This window comes from Bacillus sp. DX3.1, from assembly GCF_030292155.1.
Classification (GTDB): domain Bacteria; phylum Bacillota; class Bacilli; order Bacillales; family Bacillaceae_G; genus Bacillus_A.
The window spans coordinates 5129272-5151575 of the sequence record NZ_CP128153.1 but is presented as its reverse complement, the minus strand read 5'-3'; the positions used below and the strand labels follow the sequence as shown (position 1 = coordinate 5151575).

At 33.9% G+C, this 22304-nt stretch carries 21 protein-coding genes; 16 read left to right on the top strand and 5 right to left on the bottom strand.

Features of this window, described 5'->3' with window-relative positions:
- Positions 1-18 precede the first annotated feature (18 nt).
- From QRE67_RS25770 to QRE67_RS25750, 5 genes are all read left to right on the top strand, one after another.
- The gene (locus tag QRE67_RS25770) at positions 19-1200 is read left to right on the top strand and encodes a S1C family serine protease (protein WP_286122985.1); all 1182 of its coding nucleotides are present in this window, start codon (positions 19-21) and stop codon (positions 1198-1200) included.
- A gap of 55 nt (positions 1201-1255) precedes the next feature.
- Positions 1256-1441, top strand: coding sequence for a CxxH/CxxC protein (locus tag QRE67_RS25765; RefSeq protein ID WP_286122984.1), 186 nt, complete (start codon positions 1256-1258; stop codon positions 1439-1441).
- Positions 1442-1500: 59 nt separating this feature from the next.
- On the top strand, positions 1501-1980 hold the full coding sequence (rlmH, locus tag QRE67_RS25760) for a 23S rRNA (pseudouridine(1915)-N(3))-methyltransferase RlmH (RefSeq protein ID WP_286122983.1): 480 nt from the start codon (positions 1501-1503) through the stop codon (positions 1978-1980).
- A 186-nt stretch (positions 1981-2166) separates the two neighbouring features.
- Positions 2167-3222, top strand: a complete 1056-nt coding sequence (locus QRE67_RS25755; protein WP_286122982.1) for a glycosyltransferase family 2 protein — start codon at positions 2167-2169, stop codon at positions 3220-3222.
- Positions 3223-3631: 409 nt separating this feature from the next.
- Positions 3632-4510, top strand: coding sequence for a radical SAM/SPASM domain-containing protein (locus QRE67_RS25750; protein WP_286122981.1), 879 nt, complete (start codon positions 3632-3634; stop codon positions 4508-4510).
- Positions 4511-4928: 418 nt separating this feature from the next.
- Here the strand turns inward: QRE67_RS25750 and QRE67_RS25745 are convergent, their stop codons facing one another.
- Complete coding sequence (locus QRE67_RS25745; protein ID WP_286122980.1) at positions 4929-6290, bottom strand: pectate lyase family protein; 1362 nt, start codon at positions 6288-6290, stop codon at positions 4929-4931.
- A gap of 375 nt (positions 6291-6665) precedes the next feature.
- Between QRE67_RS25745 and QRE67_RS28740 the strand changes: the two genes are divergently transcribed.
- Positions 6666-6764, top strand: a complete 99-nt coding sequence (locus QRE67_RS28740; RefSeq protein ID WP_353507049.1) for a lysozyme inhibitor LprI family protein — start codon at positions 6666-6668, stop codon at positions 6762-6764.
- Between the two features lie 379 nt (positions 6765-7143).
- Here the strand turns inward: QRE67_RS28740 and guaC are convergent, their stop codons facing one another.
- Together guaC and QRE67_RS25735 are read right to left on the bottom strand one after the other, a co-directional pair.
- Complete coding sequence (gene guaC, locus QRE67_RS25740; RefSeq protein WP_286125382.1) at positions 7144-8127, bottom strand: GMP reductase; 984 nt, start codon at positions 8125-8127, stop codon at positions 7144-7146.
- Between the two features lie 508 nt (positions 8128-8635).
- A complete protein-coding gene (locus tag QRE67_RS25735) occupies positions 8636-9688 on the bottom strand; it encodes a TRAP transporter substrate-binding protein (protein ID WP_286122979.1) in 1053 nt (350 codons plus the stop codon).
- An 88-nt stretch (positions 9689-9776) separates the two neighbouring features.
- On the opposite strand from QRE67_RS25735, the gene QRE67_RS25730 reads away from it, so the two are divergent.
- The 6 genes from QRE67_RS25730 (at position 9777) to QRE67_RS25705 (ending at position 16346) form a co-directional block, all read left to right on the top strand.
- Positions 9777-11378: an ATP-binding protein gene (locus QRE67_RS25730; RefSeq protein WP_286122978.1), complete on the top strand. Its 1602-nt coding sequence runs from the start codon at positions 9777-9779 to the stop codon at positions 11376-11378.
- A complete protein-coding gene (locus QRE67_RS25725; protein ID WP_286122977.1) occupies positions 11368-12066 on the top strand; it encodes a response regulator in 699 nt (232 codons plus the stop codon). Before QRE67_RS25730 ends, QRE67_RS25725 begins: the two co-directional genes overlap by 11 nt.
- A gap of 122 nt (positions 12067-12188) precedes the next feature.
- A complete protein-coding gene (gene dctP / locus QRE67_RS25720) occupies positions 12189-13466 on the top strand; it encodes a C4-dicarboxylate transporter DctP (protein WP_286125381.1) in 1278 nt (425 codons plus the stop codon).
- 168 nt (positions 13467-13634) lie between these two features.
- On the top strand, positions 13635-15080 hold the full coding sequence (locus QRE67_RS25715) for a DEAD/DEAH box helicase (protein ID WP_286122976.1): 1446 nt from the start codon (positions 13635-13637) through the stop codon (positions 15078-15080).
- A 110-nt stretch (positions 15081-15190) separates the two neighbouring features.
- A complete protein-coding gene (locus QRE67_RS25710; RefSeq protein ID WP_286122975.1) occupies positions 15191-15739 on the top strand; it encodes a sigma-70 family RNA polymerase sigma factor in 549 nt (182 codons plus the stop codon).
- Entirely contained in the window at positions 15732-16346 is a 615-nt protein-coding gene (locus QRE67_RS25705) for a hypothetical protein (RefSeq protein WP_286122974.1), read from the top strand. Before QRE67_RS25710 ends, QRE67_RS25705 begins: the two co-directional genes overlap by 8 nt.
- 207 nt (positions 16347-16553) lie before the next feature.
- On the opposite strand, the gene QRE67_RS25700 is transcribed toward QRE67_RS25705, so the two are convergent.
- Positions 16554-17117, bottom strand: coding sequence for a DUF1836 domain-containing protein (locus tag QRE67_RS25700; protein ID WP_286122973.1), 564 nt, complete (start codon positions 17115-17117; stop codon positions 16554-16556).
- A 189-nt stretch (positions 17118-17306) separates the two neighbouring features.
- Here QRE67_RS25700 and trhA point away from each other — a divergent pair, with 189 nt between their 5' ends.
- Positions 17307-17954 carry a PAQR family membrane homeostasis protein TrhA gene (trhA, locus tag QRE67_RS25695; RefSeq protein WP_286122972.1) on the top strand — a complete coding sequence of 216 codons (648 nt, stop codon included), beginning with the start codon at positions 17307-17309 and terminating at the stop codon, positions 17952-17954.
- A 169-nt stretch (positions 17955-18123) separates the two neighbouring features.
- On the opposite strand, the gene QRE67_RS25690 is transcribed toward trhA, so the two are convergent.
- Positions 18124-18462: an SPW repeat protein gene (locus QRE67_RS25690; RefSeq protein ID WP_286122971.1), complete on the bottom strand. Its 339-nt coding sequence runs from the start codon at positions 18460-18462 to the stop codon at positions 18124-18126.
- Positions 18463-19040: 578 nt separating this feature from the next.
- On the opposite strand from QRE67_RS25690, the gene QRE67_RS25685 reads away from it, so the two are divergent.
- The 3 genes from QRE67_RS25685 to QRE67_RS25675 all read left to right on the top strand — a co-directional run bounded on the left by QRE67_RS25685 (position 19041) and on the right by QRE67_RS25675 (position 22124).
- Complete coding sequence (locus tag QRE67_RS25685) at positions 19041-19631, top strand: AmiS/UreI family transporter (RefSeq protein ID WP_286125380.1); 591 nt, start codon at positions 19041-19043, stop codon at positions 19629-19631.
- Positions 19632-19827: 196 nt separating this feature from the next.
- Entirely contained in the window at positions 19828-20706 is an 879-nt protein-coding gene (locus tag QRE67_RS25680; RefSeq protein WP_286122970.1) for an NAD-dependent epimerase/dehydratase family protein, read from the top strand.
- Between the two features lie 347 nt (positions 20707-21053).
- On the top strand, positions 21054-22124 hold the full coding sequence (locus QRE67_RS25675) for a nitric oxide synthase oxygenase (RefSeq protein WP_286122969.1): 1071 nt from the start codon (positions 21054-21056) through the stop codon (positions 22122-22124).
- The last annotated feature ends 180 nt before the right edge of the window (positions 22125-22304 follow it).

Below are 22304 nucleotides of genomic sequence, written 5' to 3'. Positions count from 1 at the left end.
AAGGATTGGTGAACAAGTATGTCCTTTATTGATGAAGAAGAATTCCGTATGAAACGAAAAGGTAAACAGAAGCATAGAGGTATTTTCATTTCTAGTATAGTAGGAACAATTGTTGGGGCTACATTGTTTGCATTTGGGGCTCCAATATTTTCTAAGCCTGGTTCAAAAACAGTGCAACAAGTGGAAGCAAGTGAAGGGAAAACATATGTAGCGCAGTCACAGACAAGTCGTTCAGGATTTGTTGACGCTGTTGATCGTGCATCTGAAGCGGTTGTAGGTGTAATTAACATACAGCGCGATAGTTTTTCAGAAGCAGATGCAGAAGCAGGAACGGGATCAGGTGTGATTTACAAGAAAGAAAATGGCCGTGCTTATATCGTCACAAACCATCATGTTGTCGCAGGAGCGAACCGTATTGAAGTGAGCTTAAGTGATGGTAAAAAAATTCCTGGTAAAATCTTAGGCAGCGATGTTGTTACAGATTTAGCTGTCTTAGAAGTAGATGCCAAGCATGTAAAGAAAGTAATTGAAATCGGTGATTCTACAAAGGTTCGCCGTGGTGAGGCTGTCATTGCAATTGGAAATCCACTTGGGTTACAATTTTCAGGTACCGTTACACAAGGGATTATTTCGGCGAATGAACGAATTGTTCCTGTAGATTTAGATCAAGATGGACATTATGATTGGCAAGTAGAAGTGCTTCAAACAGATGCTGCTATTAATCCAGGTAATAGCGGTGGAGCTCTTGTAAATGAAGCAGGGCAATTGATTGGAATTAATTCAATGAAAATTGCTGCAAAAGAAGTGGAAGGAATTGGACTTGCGATTCCTGTTACCAGAGCAGTTCCAGTTATAAGTGAACTCGAAAAGCGTGGGAAAGTAAGCCGCCCATATGTTGGAATTGAACTAAGATCTTTAAATGAAATTCCGAACTATTACTGGGATAAAACATTGCATTTACCAAGCAATGTAACGGACGGTGTGTGCATTTTAGATGTGAAGAGTCCATCACCGGGGGCAGATGCAGCTTTACGAGAACATGATGTAATTGTAGCTATAGATGGAAAAACAGTGCATGATATTATTGGATTCCGAACTGTTTTATATAATAAAAAAATCAATGATAAAATGACGATTACATTTTATCGCGGTACAAAAAGAGCAACAACAACAGTGAAGTTAGGCAGTCAACAGTATTAAAAAAACAGGAGGCCTGCCCTCCTGTTTTCTATTGTGGAAAAGTGAGGTGGAAAATTTGAAGTTACCTTGTTGTTTAGAACATGTAGAATTAGCACTAGATATCATTGTGGATGAGTGTGAAGTGGCACCAGTTATCAACAATGTGGATAACTGTGAAAACGAGCAAAAAATATGTGAATTTTGTCAAAATAAGGCGACATATGTTGTATCGAACACAGATTCCCACACAATATGTGGGTAATGCATGTGGATATGTGGATAACTTCTGTGGATAACGTGTTTGTAAGGTGGGGAAGACGTGTGAATATCTCGATTATTTCAATCGGAAAATTAAAAGAAAAATATTTAAAACAAGGTATTGCAGAATACTTAAAACGATTATCTGCTTATGCAAAAGTAGAAGTCATTGAATTACCAGATGAAAAAGCGCCGGAAAATTTAAGCGAAGCAGAAATGTTAATTGTAAAAGATAAAGAAGGTATACGTATACTGGATAAAATTTCAGATGATACGCATGTCATTGCATTAGCGATTGAAGGAAAACAAAAATCATCAGAAGAATTTGCAGAGAGTCTTGATCGCCTTGCTACATATGGAAAAAGTAAAGTGGCATTTGTAATTGGGGGATCACTCGGATTAAGTTCAGACGTGATGAAGCGTTCCAATGAATCACTTTCATTTTCGAAAATGACATTACCCCATCAGTTGATGAGATTGGTGTTATTAGAGCAGGTGTATCGAGCATTTCGGATTAACCGTGGTGAACCGTATCACAAGTAAGCACATAGTTATTATTTTCTGAAGCGTCAAAGTACAACTCCATGTCTTTGACGCTTTTTTCAGTAGGTGAATTTCCTTCATTAACGGTTATTTTGTTAATGATTGTATGAAGTAAATCCTTATTAAGGACATGTTATAATTTTTTATAGAGTTAATACATAATTAAAGTTTTATTCGGAGGTTCTTATGAGTAAAGTAAGTGTGGTTGTACCTATTTACAATGCAGGAAAGAAACTAGAAAAATGTATAACATCTGTAATTAATCAAACATTCAAGGATATTGAATTAATTTTAGTCAATGATGGCTCAACCGATAATAGTTTAGATATTTGTTATAAATTTAGTAGGATGGATAAAAGAATAATCTTGATAAACAAAAATAATGAAGGGTGCATTGCTACAAGGAGGAAAGGCGTCATAACTTCGAGTTCTGAATATGTAATGTTTGTTGATGCTGATGATTGGATTGATAAAAATGCTATTGAAATATTATATAATGAAGCCATTCATCATAATATTGATATTACAGTGTGTAATATGTATAAAGTAATAGGAAATCATGCACTCATCAGACAAAAGAATGAGAGTAGATATTTTAAAGAGGATAAGATATACAATGGCGATAGAATAAAAAATGAGTTAGCAGTTGCATACCTTCATGGATATCCATTTCCAGCAAATCTATTTGCAAAGTTATATAAGAGAGAGTTGTTAATAACTAGTGGGAATTATTTAGAGAGAATATGTTTTCTAGGAGAAGACCTTTACTATAACTTGGAAATGTTATTGAAAGCAAATAGAGTAAAAATTATTAATAAGCCATTATATTATTATAGAGTAGGTGGAACTACAAGCAAATACATGTCTTATCTATTTGATGATATGGTTAACGGTTATGAAATACAAAAAGAGGTTATTGAGGAATATTATCAAGATAGTAAACAAAGGAGATATAACGGAATCAGTGTTATGCTTCTTAATACATTTAAAACATGCTTAACTAACTTGTTTTATAGTGGATTAGATAAATCAGAAATAAAGAATAAAATAAACGAATTTGTTACAAATAATTCTATTAGAGAATCTTTATCAAATAAAAGATGTCAAATATATTTTGAAAAAGATTATCTAGATGCAATAGCACACCAAAATACAGAATTTCTTTATAAGCTAGGTAAGAAGAGTTTTAAGAGGGAAAGACCAAGAAAATTACTTTTTAATATACTTTCAAAAGTTTGTTAAAACAAAGTATATATAAATACAAATTAAAAAACCGACATAAACCCCTTCTTTTTAGGTGAGAGAGAGCATCCGGCCATGCATAGAAGCGATCAGATCTTTTTCCTGCTCCATGCCAAGTGAAAACAAAGAGAGAAAACGAGTGCAGGTCACCTCTTGTTATCCATAGCCGCGGCTATATGTCGAAAAATCAAAATGGATTTATATAGATCATAATAAGTGAAGGAATCCCTGTTTAGATTGTAGCAGGATAAGTAATGAGTAAAATACAATTGCATTCTTTCAAACAGAGAAAATGGTAACATTAGTTTCCTTGAATAAGCATGTTTCCATTTATGAAAAATTATGCTGTAATAGTGATAGAACAATATTTCATCCTGTTCTAAGTAGCCAAAGAAGTGAGGAATTGAGGTTGAAAAAGTTTAAGAAGTTTTACTTAGAGATTACAAGTGTATGTAATCTCGCATGCAGCTTTTGTCCGCCAACAGAACGGCAGAAGCAATTCATTTCTGTGGAGGATTTTTCTAAGAGATTAGACCAAATTAAACCTCACACAGACTACATTTATTTACATGTAAAAGGTGAGCCACTGCTCCATCCTAAAATAGATCAATTGTTAGATTTAAGTCATGAAAAAGGGTTTAAAGTTAATATTACAACCAATGGAACATTGATTAATAAAAGGAAGCACAAGTTATTAAATAAACCTGCAATAAGACAGATGAATTTTTCACTTCATAGCTTTGATGGCCATGCTGGTTCTAAAGATAAGGAAGGATATGTAAGGAGTATACTTTCTTTTATTAAAGAAGCAACGAGTCAATCGGAAATGATTGTTTCGCTCAGACTATGGAATCTCACACGAGATAATGCGACGAATCTTGAAAGACAACGAAACAGAAATTTGTTAGAAATCATTGAGAAAGAATTTGATTTAAACTACAAAATTGAAGAGAAGGTCACACCAGGGAGTGGTGTGAAAATTGCGGACCGCATCTTCATCAATCAAGATTATGAGTTTCAATGGCCTGCATTACATGAAGAAGAGGACGACGGGAAGGGTTTCTGTTATGGTCTTCGAAATCAGGCAGGTATTTTAGCGAACGGGACTGTTATCCCTTGTTGTTTAGATGGTGAGGGAGTTATCAACCTTGGAAATATTAATGATGCCTCATTTTCTGATATTATCGAAGGAGATAGAGCGAAAAATCTTGTAGATGGATTTTCACAAAGAGTGGCAGTGGAAGAACTATGTAGAAAATGCGGATATCGCAAAAGATTTGGAAAATAGATAGGAAAATGGCCAGGATTGAGTAAGTTAGACGGATTCATCCCAATCCATTACTCCTGCTGAAATCATAAAAAGAATTAATTAGTTAAGACCACTATATAAATACAAATTAAAAAATCGACATAAAACCCTTCTTTTTAGGTGGGGGAGAGCATCCGGCCATGCATAGAAGCGGTCAGATCCTTTTCCTGTTCCATGCCAATTGAAAACAAAGAGAGAAAACGAGTGCAGGTCACCCTGTGTTATCCATAGCCGCGGCTATATGCCGAAAAATCAAAATGGATTTATATAAACAGATCTCAAGGAACAAAAACGAAATGTGAAATTAATGGAATTATCTCATTTAGATATAACGCAGTGAGCCTTATCATAAGTGATTTTTTAAAAAGGAGTTTAAATTGATAAACTCCTTTTTATTTTAAGGCATAGTATGATTAGAGTTAACGTGTAGATAACGAATATTTTTTGAATTTTTTTTAATCAATGGTCCAGTCAGGCCATTGATAGTATTTTCTGTTACAGTAAACGCTCCGTGGTATTGCTTATGAATAATTGCGAAATAATCTAACTTGCTCCCATTTTTACTCTCATACACATTATCCCATATTTTCACATTATCACCATATGAAGTAGTTACGAAACCTTGACTAAAACCTTTTAATATATTATTTCTGATTAAAATATGATTTCCTCGTGTAATAAAAGCATGATTGAAATTTTCAATATAATTATTTTCAAAGACAATATGTTCAGCTGTTGAGTGGGTACCAAAGCCACTGTTTCCTGCTGCCAATGTACCTTTTTTATATCCAAAGGATTTTGAATAGGAAACTGTTCCATAACGAGATGGTGTATCTCCGGAAAAGTCTACTCCACGTCTCACTTTTTTAAAGGTACTGGTTGTAATAACGTTTCCTAACCCTCCGTAATCTTGTATACCATAACCAGTTGGTATTTCTTTTGTTGTACCTAGTTCTACATAGCTATTCGAAACATATGTATGAAATGTTTTGTTTAGGAAAATACCTGTTATTTTAGAATTTATTACAGAAATACCTTCTATTCTGGCGTTGCTCGCATAATTTATTTTTAGCATTGTTGTATTTTGAGGTTTTGGATGCTTGAATGAAATGTTATACAATTCTAGATTTTGTTCAGGATATGTGGTGGCTGTAACTTTTTCCTCTTCTTTTATTTTATAATATTCATTTGTTGGGCTTTCAAGATACACTTTATTTCCCTGGATTTTTGTGATTTTATGTAATTCACCTTTAGTCAAATAACGCCGATTATCCCAATACCATAACTTATCAGACTTTAAATGTAGTAGATCACCAATTTTCATTCCTTCTGTACTTTCTAATACAACATAAGATTGATTAGGGGTAATTGTTTGTTTTACATAAGTTGATTTCACGGGATCATTTTTAAAAATAAGTGCACTATCTTTATTTTTTTGTAAAATTATAGCTGGTTTTCCGTTCTTTTTACTTGTTTCAATTTTAATAGAATGATTGATAATAAGAGGTTTATCAATGAGATAGGTAGCACCACTCTCTAAAATAAGGTGTGAACCACTGTTAATGGCTTTTTGTAAAGCTTTTGTATCGAATTCTTTACCAAGTCCAGTTGCTCCAAATTGCTCAGGCGTAATAGGTGTATAATAAAAAGTTTTTGAATTAGAGGAGTTTCGCAAATGGTTTAAGGCATTGAAAAAAAATGCACTGAAAAAAATACATAGAACCAGGTATATCCACTTCTTTTTATAAAGGTTTCTCATGTTTTCTCTCCTTATAAAAGCTCTTGATGCCAGCGTTTTTTTGTTAATTAGTATAACTGTGGCCACTGAATAGAATTGAACACTTTCGCTAAATAAGTGTTCAATTTTGCAAAATGCTCACAACATAATGACTATAAATTTAATAGATACGATTTTATCATATTTTTTATAAAGTGAAACTTTAATCAGTGGGGGTATTACTGCCCGTTAATGCGGGATAAACTAAAGTTACATTAAAATTTAAATAGTGGATTAAGACTCTCTAGTATAACAGGTAGTTTAAACGGAATAAAAAAGCGAAGCTCTTTATGAGGAGAAGAAGTATGGAGAAAAGATAGTGATATTGAGAGAAAAAGGAGCAATTAAAAAAATAAAGTGTGGGATGATGCTTTAAACGAGATTTACGGTGTACTAAAAACACAACTTTCTAATAACGAAATGAAAGCATTAAAGGAAAAACAACGTGAACATTAGGAAGGGTAGGATATATTGAATCCTTGGCAACAACTACAAAATAAAGATGTTATGAATTAGTTGAGCAATATATGAAATAATACGGGGTATCTTTGTATGTTTAGAAAATTGCAGGTTAATTTGTTACAGTGAACTGTATCATAAGTAAATGAGACTTAATAATAATGCTGTTAAAACAGTAGCCTGAACCAGAGAGAGATCATAAAACTCTGAGTTTTATATTACGTTCTGAAGAAATAAAGATCAAATATTATTTTGAGGTTAAAAATAATTTAAATAAAACCCTGAAAAATAAATAAGTATAAGATAAAAGGTGAGCAAGCACTAAATAAAGTATCTTGCTCACCTATTTAATAAATATAAAAATAATAGATAACTCTTAATATACTTTATCACCGTTAAAAATTGAGTTTTTAACGACAACATAATCTACAGTACGAATTGCTTCTAATTTAGTTCCGCCAGCATAAGAAATAGAAGACTGAAGATCTTGCTCCATTTCAATCAATGTATCTTCTAAAGAGCCTTTGTGTTCGACAAACATTTTTTTGCCTTCCACATTTTTCTTTTCACCTTTTTGGAATTCTGAAGCTGAGCCAAAGTATTCTTTATAGAGTTTTCCATCTCTTTCAATTGTTTCTCCTGGAGATTCTTCATGTCCAGCAAATAATGAACCGATCATAACCATAGTTGCACCAAATCTAATTGATTTAGCTATATCACCATGTGTACGAATGCCTCCGTCAGCAATAATTGGTTTGCTTGCTGCTTTTGCACACCAACGTAGCGCAGCTAATTGCCAACCACCAGTGCCAAAGCCAGTTTTAATTTTCGTAATACATACTTTACCAGGTCCAATGCCTACTTTTGTTGCATCAGCACCAGCATGTTCTAACTCCCTTACTGCTTCTGGAGTTCCTACATTTCCTGCAATCACAAAACTTTCAGGTAAGTATTCTTTAATATGTTGAATCATTTTTATTACAGCATTGGAATGACCATGTGCAATATCTATTGTAATGTATTCTGGTGAAAGATGTTCTTCTGCTAATTGTTGTACAAATCCATACTCTTCTTCTTTAACTCCAACACTAATAGATGCGATTAATCCGCGTGAGTGCATATCCTGAATAAAGGATATACGTTTCTCTGGTTCAAAGCGATGCATTACATAGAAATAACCATTTTCAGCTAGGTAAGTTGCGATTGTTTCATCTATAATTGTTTGCATATTTGCAGGTACTACAGGTAATTTGAATGTATGTTTACCTAAGGTTACAGTTGTATCACACTCAGAACGGCTATTTACTATACATTTTGCAGGAATTAATTGAATATCTTCATAGTCGAATACGTTTTCCATCATTTACACCTCTAAATACGAATGTTTTATTAATTATAACTAAAAATGTTCGTTCATTTGATAATGTACCTTATTTTTCCCAGTAAGTCAAAGTTTTATTATTTATATATCGAATATGGATGTGAAATTTAATCGTGACAGAAGCAATAGTAAATCAAATTCTTATTCGGGGAGAGTTCTTTTCGTTCTTCAAAATTATATATTTCAAGAGTTTGATTAGTAATATCACAATATTATTTTGATATATATAAATCCATTTTGATTTTTCGACATATAGCCGCGGCTATGGATAACAAATGGTGACATGCACCCGTTTTCTCTCTTTGTTTTCACTTGGCATGGAGCAGGAAAAGGATCTGATCGCTTCTATGCATGGCCGGATGCTCTCCCCCACCTAAAAAGAAGGGTTTTATGTCGGTTTTTTAATTGGTATTTATATAGAATGATGATGTGAAAAAAGAGTATTAAAAAATACTCTTTTTCTTTTTTAGTTACTAACTTTAAAAACTTAATACTTTTTCTGTAATGCCTTCAAATCATTTACCAATTCTTCTCCAATTGTAGGAGCAAGATCTTCATATATAGGGGCTAGTGCCTTTTCCCATTCTTTCCTTTCTGCATCAGTTAGTTTATGAATTTGGATGGGTGAATTTTGTTTAATAAGCTCGAGTTGTTCTTCATTCATTCGATTGGCCTGCTGATTGTTCCAAGCGGTGGCTTCTTTCATTGCTTCAAGTAATATTCGCTTCGTTTTCTTAGTCTGTTGATTCCATGTTTTTTGATTCATCATTACGGCATAGCCTAAATATCCATGGTTACTAATTGTCAAATAGTTCTGAACGTTATAGAATTTTTTAGAGTAGATATTTGAAATTGTATTTTCTTCACCATCAACTTTACCACTTTCAATTAATTTATATGTGGAGTTAAAGGAATCTTGATGGGCGTCAGCCTTTAGTAAATCAAACTGAGATTGAATTACATCACTTTGCATAATGCGAAAGGACTGTCCCTGTATATCTTTTGGGGTATAAATAGGTCCTTTATTCGAGGTGATTTGTTTAAAACCATTTGACCAATGGGCAAGACCTTTAATGTTATCTTTTTGTAAGGACTGAAGTAATTGTTCTCCAATTTTTCCGTTTAAGCCTTCTTGAATGGCTTCATAATTCGGAAAAGCAAATGGTAAATCTAAGACGCCCCATTCTTGAGATAACATGCCGAGTTTTGATGTAGAGGGAGCAATAAAATGAACTTGTCCAGCCTTTAATGCGCGGATTTCTTCTATATCGGAATATAGGCTTCCGTTAGGGAAAATTTCTATTTTTATATCGCCATTTGATTTTTCATTAACAAGTTCAGCAAACTTACTGGCAGCAAGTCCCTTAGGGGTATTTTCTGCAACAACGTGGCTAAATTTAAAAACAATTTGTTCTTTAAGTCCTTCTTGATCATCGTCATACGAAATGGCATCTTGAGAAGAAAAGTTATGGTACCCTACAAAGAAAGAGCTAGCAATGAAAGCGATGAAAAAGAGTATGATAATAGCTATTTTTTTCATCTTAAACCTCCTCTTAGGTTGTTATGGTAAGCATACCGAGAAGATTTTAATTCGTAAAGGTGCCTTTAGATGAAAGGGGGGATAGTTAATGAAACAATTACCAATTCGCTGGAAAATTACAATTTTATCCTATGTAGTAGTTATTTTTTCATTGCTTATAGGTGGTATTGTTATCATCGCAAATATTCAACAAAAAGAAGAGAAAGAGCTCCGAATTAGATCGATGAATACAGCGCGGACGGTAGCTGAATTATCAGATGTAAAGAAATCTCTTCAGGAAAAACACGGTTGGTTTACATTAAATCCTGTTGTTGAAAATATTAGAGTAATTAATGAAACAGATTATATTGTAGTAATGAATATGGAGCATATTCGATATTCTCATCCCGTAAAAGAAATGATTGGGAGACCTTCAGAGGGAGCGGATGAAGAGCCGGCATTTGCTGAGCATATTTATTTTTCAAAAGCAAAGGGAGAAATAGGTACTGTAATTCGTGCATTTATGCCTGTTAAAGATCAAGATCTAAATCAAATTGGGGTTGTCGTTGTAGGAAATAGGGTACCAAACTTTTGGGAGATTATGCTTGGACTGGCAGAAGAGATTTCTTTTATTGTTATATTAACTTTAATATTTGGATTGATAGGTTCATTAATGCTAGCTAATCATATTAAAAAGCAAATGTTTCAATTGGAGCCGTTTGAAATTAAAAGAATGCTAGAAGAAAGAACAGCAACCTTTCATTCAATTAATGAGGGTGTGATTGCAATTGACAATCAAGAGATTATTACGATTTTCAATGAGAAAGCAAGGCAGGTTTTTCGTGTGGATGGAGATGTTGTAGGAAAGCCGATTCGTACAGTGCTAGAGGATACAAGGCTTCCAGAAATCGTGGAGAAGAATCAGCCAGTATATAATGAAGAGATAAAAGTAAGTGGCAAGGTTATTTTGAGCAATCGTATACCAATTAAGAAGGATAATGAATTGATTGGGGCTGTAGCAATCTTTCAAGATCGTACGGAGGTTACAAAACTTGCTGAGGAATTAACTGGGGTTAAAAATTTTGTAGAGGCACTTCGAGTACAAAGCCATGAGCATATGAATAAGCTTCATACAATAGCAGGATTAATTCAACTTGGAAAAGCTGATAAGGCATTACAACTTGCCTATAACACATCAGAGGAGAAAGAGAGTGTAACTAATTTTTTAAATGAGACAATTAAAAATGATGCAGTTGCAGGTCTTTTATTAAGTAAAGTAAGCAGAGGAAAAGAACTTGGGATTCAGGTGAGTATTGATCAAAATAGTTATTTGGAAAATTTTCCGTATCAATTAGATCAACATGATTTCGTTGTATTATTAGGTAATTTAATTGAAAATGCTTTTGGGTCATTTGAGCAAACCGAGGTGGAGAATAAAAGAATTGATATTAGTATTGAACAATTGGAAGATGTATGTGCGATATTGATTGAGGATAATGGATGCGGCATAAGTGAAGAACATTTACCGAGACTGTATGAGAAAGGATTTACTGTAAATAAAATTAGTGGTACAGGTTATGGGCTTTTTTTAGTAAAACAAATTGTTGAAAAAGGGAGAGGGGAAATTAGAGTCTCATCTTTTTATGGTGAGGGAACTTCTTTTATCATTACTTTTCCAATGGAGATGGGGGCGGAATTGTATGGCATATAAAGAGGAAATCAAAGTGCTGTTAATTGAAGATGATCCGATGGTTCAGGAAGTAAATAAAGAGTTTATAAGAAGTGTAAGTGGATTTCAGGTAATCGCTGTTGCTAGTAATGGTGAGGAAGGAATTGACCTCGTAAAAGAAATGAATCCAGATCTTGTGATTTTAGATATTTTCATGCCGAAAAAGGATGGCATTAAGGTATTACAGGAATTTAGAAAGCAAGAATTAGAACCGGATGTCATTGTTGTGTCTGCTGCTAAAGATAGAGAAACAATTAAACTTATGCTTCAAAACGGAGCCATGGACTATATTATTAAGCCGTTTAAATTGTATCGAATTCAGCAATCTTTAGAAAAATATCGGCAATATAGAATGAGTTTGAAGGAATCTGGGGCAATTTCACAGGAACAGCTTGATTTATTATTATATTCTGGGCGATCTAAGAAAGTAGAAAATAACTTACCGAAAGGGTTAAATGAATTTACATTAAATGAAATTGCGGATTATGTAAAAAAGCAAGATGAACCGCATTCTGCAGAAGAAGTTGCAAGTGCAATTGGGATAGCTAGAGTAACTGCTAGGCGCTATTTAGATTATCTAGAAAAGAGCGGTTTGATTCGTTTAGCGGTTCAATATGGTGGAGTTGGAAGACCAATTAATCGTTATGTATTTCGTGAAGTGAAAAAATGAGACCAAAATGACCAAAACATTCGTTATGACCATAAACTTCTCACTTTAAACTGAAAACGCTATCATTATTTAAAACATAGGGATGGGAAAGTTTTCAAAAAAAAGGGGGAGAAAAGTTGAAGGTGAAACGACTGTTCAAAAATTTAACCTTTCAAGTATTAACGGCGATTGCACTAGGTGTGTTAGTCGGTCTTCTTTGGCCAAGCGTAGGAAAAGAGATGAAGCCATTAGGTGACACATTTATTAATGCTGTAAAAATGGTAATTGCACCGATTATCTTCTTAACAATTGTACTTGGTATTGCCAAAATGGGAGATATGAAAAAGGTTGGTAAGGTTGGAGGAAAAGCCTTTATTTATTTTGAGGTTGTAACAACATTTGCACTTATTGTTGGGTTAATTGTCGTAAATGTTATAAAGCCAGGAGAAGGTCTTAATTTTAACGAACTTGCAAAAGGTGATGTTTCACAATACACACAAGGCGGGGGCCAAGGTATTAATTGGATTGATTTTGTGACTCATATTGTTCCTTCTAATATGGTTGATGCATTTGCTAAGGGTGACATTTTACAAGTATTATTCTTTTCAATTTTATTTGGGGTTGGGCTGGCTGCCCTTGGGGAAAAAGGAAAAACAGTAATTGATTTCTTAGATAAACTTTCACATGTATTCTTTAAAATTATTGGTTATGTAATGAAAGCAGCTCCGCTTGGCGCATTTGGTGCAATGGCCTACACAATTGGTCATTTCGGGCTGGCTTCACTCGTACCGCTTGGAAAATTGATGATGTCAGTATATATTACGATGTTCTTATTCGTGTTTGTCGTTTTAAATATTATTTGTAAGATATATGGATTTAGTTTATGGAATTACTTAAAGTTTATTCGAGATGAAATATTAATCGTATTAGGGACGAGTTCTTCGGAATCTGTATTACCAAGAATGATGAATAAGATGGAACGATATGGATGTTCAAAATCCGTTGTGGGCCTTGTTATTCCAACAGGCTATTCCTTTAACCTAGATGGTACATCTATTTATTTATCGATGGCGGTTGTCTTTTTGGCACAAGTATTTGGTGTAGACTTAACGATTGGGCAGCAAATTACAATTATTTTAGTGCTCATGCTAACATCTAAAGGCGCTGCTGGTGTAACAGGAAGTGGATTTATTGTATTAGCCTCTACGTTAGCGGCACTAAAGGTTATTCCTTTAGAAGGATTAGCATTGCTTTTAGGTGTGGATCGTTTTATGAGTGAGGGAAGAGCGATTGTAAACTTAATTGGAAATGGAATTGCTACAATGATTGTTGCAAAGAGTGAAAATGAATTTGATGAAGTAAAACATGCAGAAGCCGTTTCTGATATGAAAGTATTGAAGGAAACGAAAGAAGCTGTATAGTATAAGAAGGCAGACTTAATAATAAGTCTGCTTTTTATTTTGAAATATATATTAATCCCGATTTAGAGGTAGACTCAAGTATAATGAAATATGGTGCAATAACGTATATGATGTTTATACGATGGTGAAAAATAAATAAAAGAATATAAAATAAAATGAGGTTACTACATGAGTAAAAAAAGTTTTGCAGATTATGCATTAAGTAAAGAAATCGTAAGAGCACTTGCTAGCTTGAAATATGAATATCCAACAGAGGTGCAAGGGAAAGTAATTCCAGTTGCACTAGAAAGAAAAGACCTTGTCGTGAAATCACAAACAGGAAGTGGTAAGACGGCATCCTTTGGTATTCCGCTTTGTGAAATGGTGGAGTGGGAAGAGAATAAACCACAAGCATTAATCCTTACACCAACGCGTGAACTTGCTGCACAGGTGAAAGAGGATATCACGAATATAGGAAGATTTAAACGTATTAAAGCGACTGCTGTGTATGGAAAATCACCGTTTGCTAGACAAAAATTAGAATTAAAGCAAAAGACACATGTGGTCGTTGGGACTCCAGGGCGTGTGTTAGATCATATTGAAAAAGGAACGCTTGCTTTAGACCGTTTAAAATATCTTGTAATTGATGAAGCGGACGAGATGCTGAATATGGGATTCATTGATCAAGTAGAGGCAATTATTGAGGAATTACCTACGGATAGAATGACGATGCTATTCTCTGCGACATTACCAGAAGATGTTGAAAAACTATCTCATAAATACATGGAAACTCCAATGAATATTGAGATTAAAGCAACTGGAATTACGACAGATAAAATTGAACATGCCCTTTTAGAAGTGAGAGAAGAAGCTAAGTTTTCTCTTCTTAAAGATGTAACAACTGTTGAAAATCCAGATAGCTGTATTATCTTTTGTCGGACACAAGAACAAGTAGATCATGTGTTTAGACAATTAAATCATTCAAACTATCCGTGTGATAAAATCCACGGGGGTATGGTGCAGGAAGATCGTTTTGATGTAATGAACGATTTTAAAAGAGGAGAATTCCGTTATTTAGTTGCTACAGATGTAGCCGCAAGAGGAATTGATATTGATAATATTACACATGTTATCAACTATGACATTCCATTAGAGAAAGAAAGCTATGTACATCGAACAGGTAGAACAGGTAGAGCTGGTAAAAGTGGAAAAGCAATTACCTTTGTAACACCTTACGAAAAGAAATTTTTAGCAGAAATTGAAGGTTATATTGGTTTTGAAATCCCGCAAATGGATGCTCCATCAAAAGAAGATGTTACAAAAGGGAAGGCTGCTTTTGAGGAGAAAATCAACGCTAGACCAATGATTAAAAAAGATAAGAGTGCAGGATTAAATAAAGAAATCATGAAACTCTATTTCAATGGTGGTAAGAAAAAGAAGATTAGAGCGGTAGATTTCGTTGGGACCATTGCGAAAATTCCAGGAGTGGCAGCGGATGATATTGGAATTATTACGATACAGGATAATGTTTCGTATGTTGATATATTAAATGGTAAAGGTCCTCTTGTCTTAAAGGTAATGAAGAATACAACGATAAAAGGTAAGCAGTTAAAAGTTCATGAGGCCATTAAGTAAAAGGAACTACCCACTATAACAGGTGGGTAGTTTTTTGTTTTTGAAAAATAAGGAAATCGTGTAAGGATATAATTATTACATTCGTATATATAAGTAAAGGGATCATGAATATGAATGATATGGAATTAGTAGATGAAATAAAAAAACAAAATACGGAAGCATTGGATCAATTGATTCTTCAATATAGCAATTTAATTTATGGCGTAATTGGAAGTGTATTAGGAGAGCACCATGAAAGAGGAGAAATTGAAGAATGCTACAACGATGTTCTTCTCATACTGTGGTATAAAATAGATAGTTTTCGAATTGAGAAAGGACAATTTAAGAATTGGTTAATTTCTATTGCAAAGTTTAAGGCGCTAGATTATAAAAGGAAAATTAAGCGAAAAAGGATTGAGCAGACAATAGAACAACTTATTTTACAAGATGGTGAAGATGTAGAAAAGGTATTGCTGCAAGAAGAGGAAAAAGAATTTGTTTTGCAGGCAATCAATCAACTAGATGATGTAGACAATAGTATTTTTTATCAAAGGTATATTGCAGATGAAAGTATAGAGGATATTTCGAAAAGGTTACATATGAGTACAAGTGCCATTTATACAAGATTATCAAGGGGAAAGCAAAAATTAAAAAGGGTAATGGAGGGATATTATGAATAGTGCAGACTATAGTATAGATCAAATTGTTTTCGAGCAGTGGAATGAGCAGGAAATATCCCAATTTGAAGAAATAGGAGAGCGCCTTGTTGGGAATTTGGAAAATAAGAAAAAAGACATAAGAAGACGAATTGCTAGAGAAAATTTTCAAGAGATAGAAGCAAAGGCAAATGATGAATTAGAAGAAAATGAATTTATTGAATTGCAATTTCAAGCAAGCGCTACAGGTGGATACTATTATGGAGCAGTCATGTGTTCAGCAGATTATGCAGCAATGCCGTTAGTCCTTATGGATGTAGGAAATCGATTTGTTGTTTTTGGGACAAGAAATAAAATTATGATTTATGAAGTAAAGGAGCTTTATCAAATTCAAAGAGCATATATTATTGATTATGATGATATCTTTAAATACTATTACAAAGTAAGAAAGAACTATACAGTATTGTGTTTTAAAGCTAAAAAGGATAAGTATAAACATTTAAGAGAGTGCTCAAGTTGGATGTTATATGGGTATTTACAAGGGAGAATTAATATGGTGATTAATAGTTTGGATAGAGATATTATAGCTAAGTATTTGGATAGGGAGATAAATATAAAAAGAAAGAATTAGTAAAGATTTTAATCAAGAATATAAAAAGTACATCGCTTTAACAGTAACAAGATTATTAAATGATTTAACGAAGGAAGGTATTATTCATAGAATAGCTCCCCGTAAACCGCTACAAATTCATTTGTTGAAACTAATGAGGGCATTAGAAAATGGTGAAAAATAAAAATGAATAAAGGCCACCTAGAAATAGGTGGCTTTATTACGTATTTAGGATTGCTGCAGATCATCTACCATTTTTTCTGCCAAGCGTCTATACATATTACTCATCGTTACGAAAGAGGTAAGTAATAAGAACTTTTCAAGATCTTCATCTTCAAAAGTAGTTGCCTCTGCTTTTACTTCGTCTATCCGATTGTTAACGTCCTTTTGAAAGTTATCGACATTGGTTTCTGTGAGATTGAGGTAACTTTTATAAAGGGCATCCAGTTCAAAATTGTCTTCGTTTACTAATTTTTCATTGAGACCAGCTAAAGAGCTTTTGATGTCGTTAATGGAAAGTGCGCCTTTTAATTGATAAATGAGGCTAATTAAGATCATGTGCTCTTTCGAGTATTTCTTATTTTTTATAGGGATGAATAACTTTCCTTTTGCATAGTTGTTAATCATTGTTTTTGTTAGTACTTTTTCATCCGCTGTTCTCGTCGTCAGATTGTAGTTGTTTTCAAATAACTGAACGACTTGATCCACGTATAAATCTACGTTAGGAATATCTTCAAGTGTAATTTTTTTTTCTAAATGTAATGTTTCCAGTAAATCGTTTACGTTTTCCATATGAAACCCTCACCTTTATAGGAATGATGTGAATTTAGTTAGTGGGTATAACGCTCTATAATTACCACTATATATCCAATTATAGTATTACGAAACGAATTACTTGTAAATGTTGACCTGTGGATTTAATTCTTATATAATTACATGTAGTTATCAAAACTACATGTAATTATATAAGGAGTTGTTAATGTGAATGCTTATGTAAGAGAACCAGTTAATGCGTTTACGCATTTAGGAGGCGCAGTTTTATCATTTGTTGCCCTTCTTGCCATGGTCGTGAAAGTTTCTGTGAAAATGCCTTCTGTTCCTACAATTTCAGCGGTTATTCTGTTTGGAGTGGGGATGATGATTCTTTATGGTGCTTCAACTGTATACCATATGGTTGTGGCGAATGAACGTGTTATTTATTTCTTTAGAAAACTGGATCATTCCATGATTTTTATGTTAATTGCAGGCACATATGCACCCTTTTGTTTAATTACATTACAAGCTGAAAACGGCTTACTATTATTCACGTTAGTTTATGCAACCGCTGTATGTGGAATTGCTTTTAAAATGTTTTGGTTTAGTTGTCCAAGGTGGCTATCGACAGCTATTTATCTTGTCATGGGATGGTTAATCATCTTCTTCTTTGCGCCATTATCACAAAATCTGAGTAGCAATGGCATTATGCTTTTAGTGCTTGGCGGGGTCTTCTATACAATTGGTGGATTCATTTATGGTGCAAAACCAAGATGGTTAGAATTTAAATATATGGGTCATCATGAAATTTTTCATATTTTTGTTTTACTTGGAAGTTTAGCTCACTTTTTATGTGTTTACTTCTACGTAATTTAGGGAGAGGTATGTATGCTCTCCCGCGTTAACACACTTGCTCAGTGAACGACTTGTTTAGGTATAGGAAAATACAAATTAAAAAGCCCCTCTATCATTTCATCAGAGGGGCTAATATAAAGTGAAATTTTCATTCAGTGGGGATTCCTGCCGGTTAATGCGGGATAAACATTTACTCCACATCTGTACTTTGCTCAGCTGAGCCTAAATTCCACAGACTAAATAAGACTGTAATAGCCCCTAAAATAACACTCGCCCAGAATTCACCGCTTGATAATGAATAAGTGAATGGAAAAATAACGAACCAAAGTCCTGTCAGTAGGGATACCCAATGTTGCCAGGAATTCCATCCGAATTTATCATAACCCCAAAATGAAACAATGGATTGAATAAGCCCTATAATGACACTAGACCAAAGCATTTTGTCATTATCGGAGAATCCAAGAGCCCATGGCGCAATAATAAACCATAAACCAATTAATCCGTTTAATGCACTTCTTGTTTTCATCATGTCACCCCCTATGAAGTTGATAGTATTAAATATTTTGTTTAATAAATTATATGATTGGACAAATGAAAAATTGCATCAAAAATTGAATAATTATTTCGTAACAATTATGTACATTATAAATGAGCATATACTTCATTATTTATCCCGCTATTAGCGGATAGTAATAACCCCACCTCAAAGTTCAGCAAAAAATAAAGAAGTTAGGTGGAGGATAAACAGCCCGTAAAAAAGCCCGATCGGTGAGGGTTGATTAAAGTTTCACTTGATGGCGTTTTATTCCAGTGTTTTTAGTGTTTATTTTTTGAGTTGATGCTGTTATGATGTTGGTATCGTTTTCAGAAGAAGGTTTAGATCAGAGTAGATGAAAAGAGAATCTACCTAATATTCGATATGTTAAGTATTTTTTGTAAGCGTTTTATTTAAAGCGTATATAAAACGAAACTTCTACAACAAAAGGAATTGCCTCTGTTACATATTATCGGAGCTGAGGCGTTATTTTTGTTGTTATATTCTTTTTAAGACGAATTTATAATATGAGGGGGTAGAGGGAAGCACTATTGCTTTTCACTCGAATACATATGGGTTATGTTGGATTATTACTTTCAGGTGCAGCGCTGTTTTTAAATAGCCTTGTTATATTAGGAAAGGCAGAAGAAAAAAGTGTAGGTGTATTTAATTTATTTGTAGGTGTCTTACAAATTGTAATTCCTTTTTATTTAATTTTAGTCTCTGATCAAAGCAATTGGACAGTTTATTCGTATGCTGCTACTTTTTTATTTGGTTTAACTTACTTATATGTAGGAATCACTTTTATTACAGGAATGAGTAATAATGGATTGGGCTGGTTTTGCTTATGGGTAGCTATCATTGCACTATTCTATATGATTGTATCGATTATACAATTTCAAGATATCGTTAATGCATTAACGTGGTTTATGTGGGCATTTCTATGGTATTTGTTCTATGTATTAAATGTACAAAAAAAGGATATAAATCAATACCTGGGAAGGATAGCGTTTGTACAATCGTGGGTGACACTAACACTTCCATCACTTCTATATTTCATGGGGGTATGGGAAACTCCACTTGTATATGAAGCATGGGTATATGTATCAATCCTTTCTATTATCTATTTTGGTTATCGTACTTTTAAATTAAAAGCAACGTAAGACATTAAATGTAAACAGATGGATGCACAAACAAATTATAATGGTTTAGAGACAATACGGGTAAATGAAATCGAAAAGCAGAGATCTTATAAATACGATCTCTGCTTTTATATATATAAATGGTAATAAATTCAATTATAATGAAGTAACAACAACTTATTCAGTCATCATGAAAAACTCAAATGATTAGGTGGGAATGGTGAATTTGAAAAAAATATTAGTATTGGGTGGAACAAGATTTTTTGGAAAAAGACTAGTTGAAAGGCTCTTACAAGATGGGCATGATATAACAATTGCAACGAGAGGAATTGCAGGAGATCAATTTGGTAAAAGAGTAAAGAGAATTATCGTAGATCGAGAAGATGAGAAAGCGTTGAAAGAAAAATTAGCAGGGAAAAGTTATGATGTTGTGTATGATAATCTTTGTTATAGCCCAAATGCGGCAAAGGTAATATGCAATGTATTACAGGGCAAAGTAAAAAAATATATTGTTACATCTTCGATGGCTGTTTATAAGCCAGCACGTTCTTTAAATGAAGAAGATTTCAATCCATATACATATCCCATTATCTATGGAAATAGACATGATTTTTCTTATGGTGAAGGGAAGAGGTTAGCAGAGACTGTGTTGTTTACACATGCCACATTTCCAGTTATTTCAGTTCGTTTTCCCGTTGTAATTGGAAGTGATGATTACACAAAAAGATTGTACTTCTATGTTGATAACATTGTGAAACAAAAGCCCTTTGTAGTAGAAGATATAGAAGGTGAAATGTCTTTTATACATGCAAAAGAAGCGGGGAAATTTCTAGCATGGCTAAATACAGTAGATATAAGAGGACCCATTAATGCATGTAGTAATGGTGTTATTACGATGCAAGAAGTGATTCATTTTATAGAAGAGAATACAGGAGTGAAAGCTATCGTCCAAGAAACGGGAGAAAATATAGCTCCGTATAATGGATTGACGAATTGCACTGTAGATAATACACGAGCAGAAGCATTAGGATTTCAATTTAGAGAATTGAAGGGCGATATATACAGTTTATTAGAAAAGTATATTAATGTAATTTGATAATCATTCATATATCCCGCGGCGGCTATGGATAACAAAAGGTGACCTGTACTCGTTTTCTCCCTTTGTTTTCACTTCGCATGGGGCAGGAAAAGAATCTGACCGCTCCTATGCATGGCCGGATGCTCTCTCCCGCCTAAAAAGAAGGGGTTTACGTCGGTTTTTTAATTTGTATTTATATAAGTCAACACAACAATAAAACGGATAATGATATTAATTTTCTGAAGAAACCTTATATTTTGTTGGTTGTAGAAGAAAGTAAAATAACTTCATTTTGTTTGTTACCATCTCTCTTTTTGCTATACTGAAAGGTAACAATGCCTTTATGAAGTAGAAGGGAATTTTCTATGATTACGATGAAACAATTAATAGAGGAAGCAACAAAGTTTATTACAAGTTGCTATCAAGAGCTTGGTAAAGCTCTTGAAATAGAAGAACGCTTAGCTCAAATAGAAGCGGAAATATTGGAGACAGGAACGTATGAGCATACGTTTGAGGAACTTGTTCATGGTGCTCGTATGGCATGGCGCAATAGTAATCGTTGTATAGGTCGTCTTTTTTGGAACAAAATGCACATATTAGATGCCCGTGAAGTAAACGATACAGAAGATGTATATAACGCGTTACTTCATCATATTCGCTATGCAACAAATGATGGAAAGATTAAACCGACTATTACCATTTTTAAGCAGCATAGTGGGGAAAAAAATAACATTCGAATTTATAATCATCAGTTGATTCGCTATGCGGGGTACGAAACAGCGGCGGGGGTCATTGGTGATTCTAATTCAATTTCGTTTACAACGTTTTGTAAAGAGCTCGGTTGGAATGGTGAAGGAACACATTTTGATGTATTGCCGCTCGTATTTTCTATTGATGGAAGCGAGCCTGTATGCATGCCAGTTCCTAAAGAAGATGTAAAAGAGATCGAGATTGAACATCCAGAATACCCATTTTCATCATTAGGGGTAAAATGGTATGGTGTACCAATGATTTCAGATATGCGCTTAGAAATTGGAGGTATTTCGTATACAGCTGCTCCTTTTAACGGCTGGTATATGGGAACGGAGATTGGTGCTCGTAACTTAGCTGACCATGATCGCTATAATTTGCTTCCCGCTGTTGCAGAAATCATGAATTTAGATACTTCTCGAAACAGTACATTGTGGAAAGATAAGGCGTTAGTCGAATTGAATGTAGCTGTATTACATTCATTCAAAAAACAAGGGGTAAGTATTGTTGATCATCATACGGCAGCCCAGCAATTTCAACAGTTTGAGAAGCAAGAAGCAGCTTGTGGACGTGTTGTAACAGGAAATTGGGTCTGGTTAATCCCACCGTTATCTCCAGCTACGACGCATATGTATCATAAACCTTATCCGAATGAAATTCTTACACCGAATTTCTTTCATAAGTAATTTGTTAAAAAAGCATTGAAATCGAGGATTTCAATGCTTTTTTATTTGGTTCCATTTCATGAGTATATAAATCCATTTTGATTTTTTGATATATAGCCGCGGCTATGGATAACAAAAGGTGACCTACACTCGTTTTCTCTCTTTGTTTTCACTTGGCATAGGGCAGGAAAAGGATCTGAC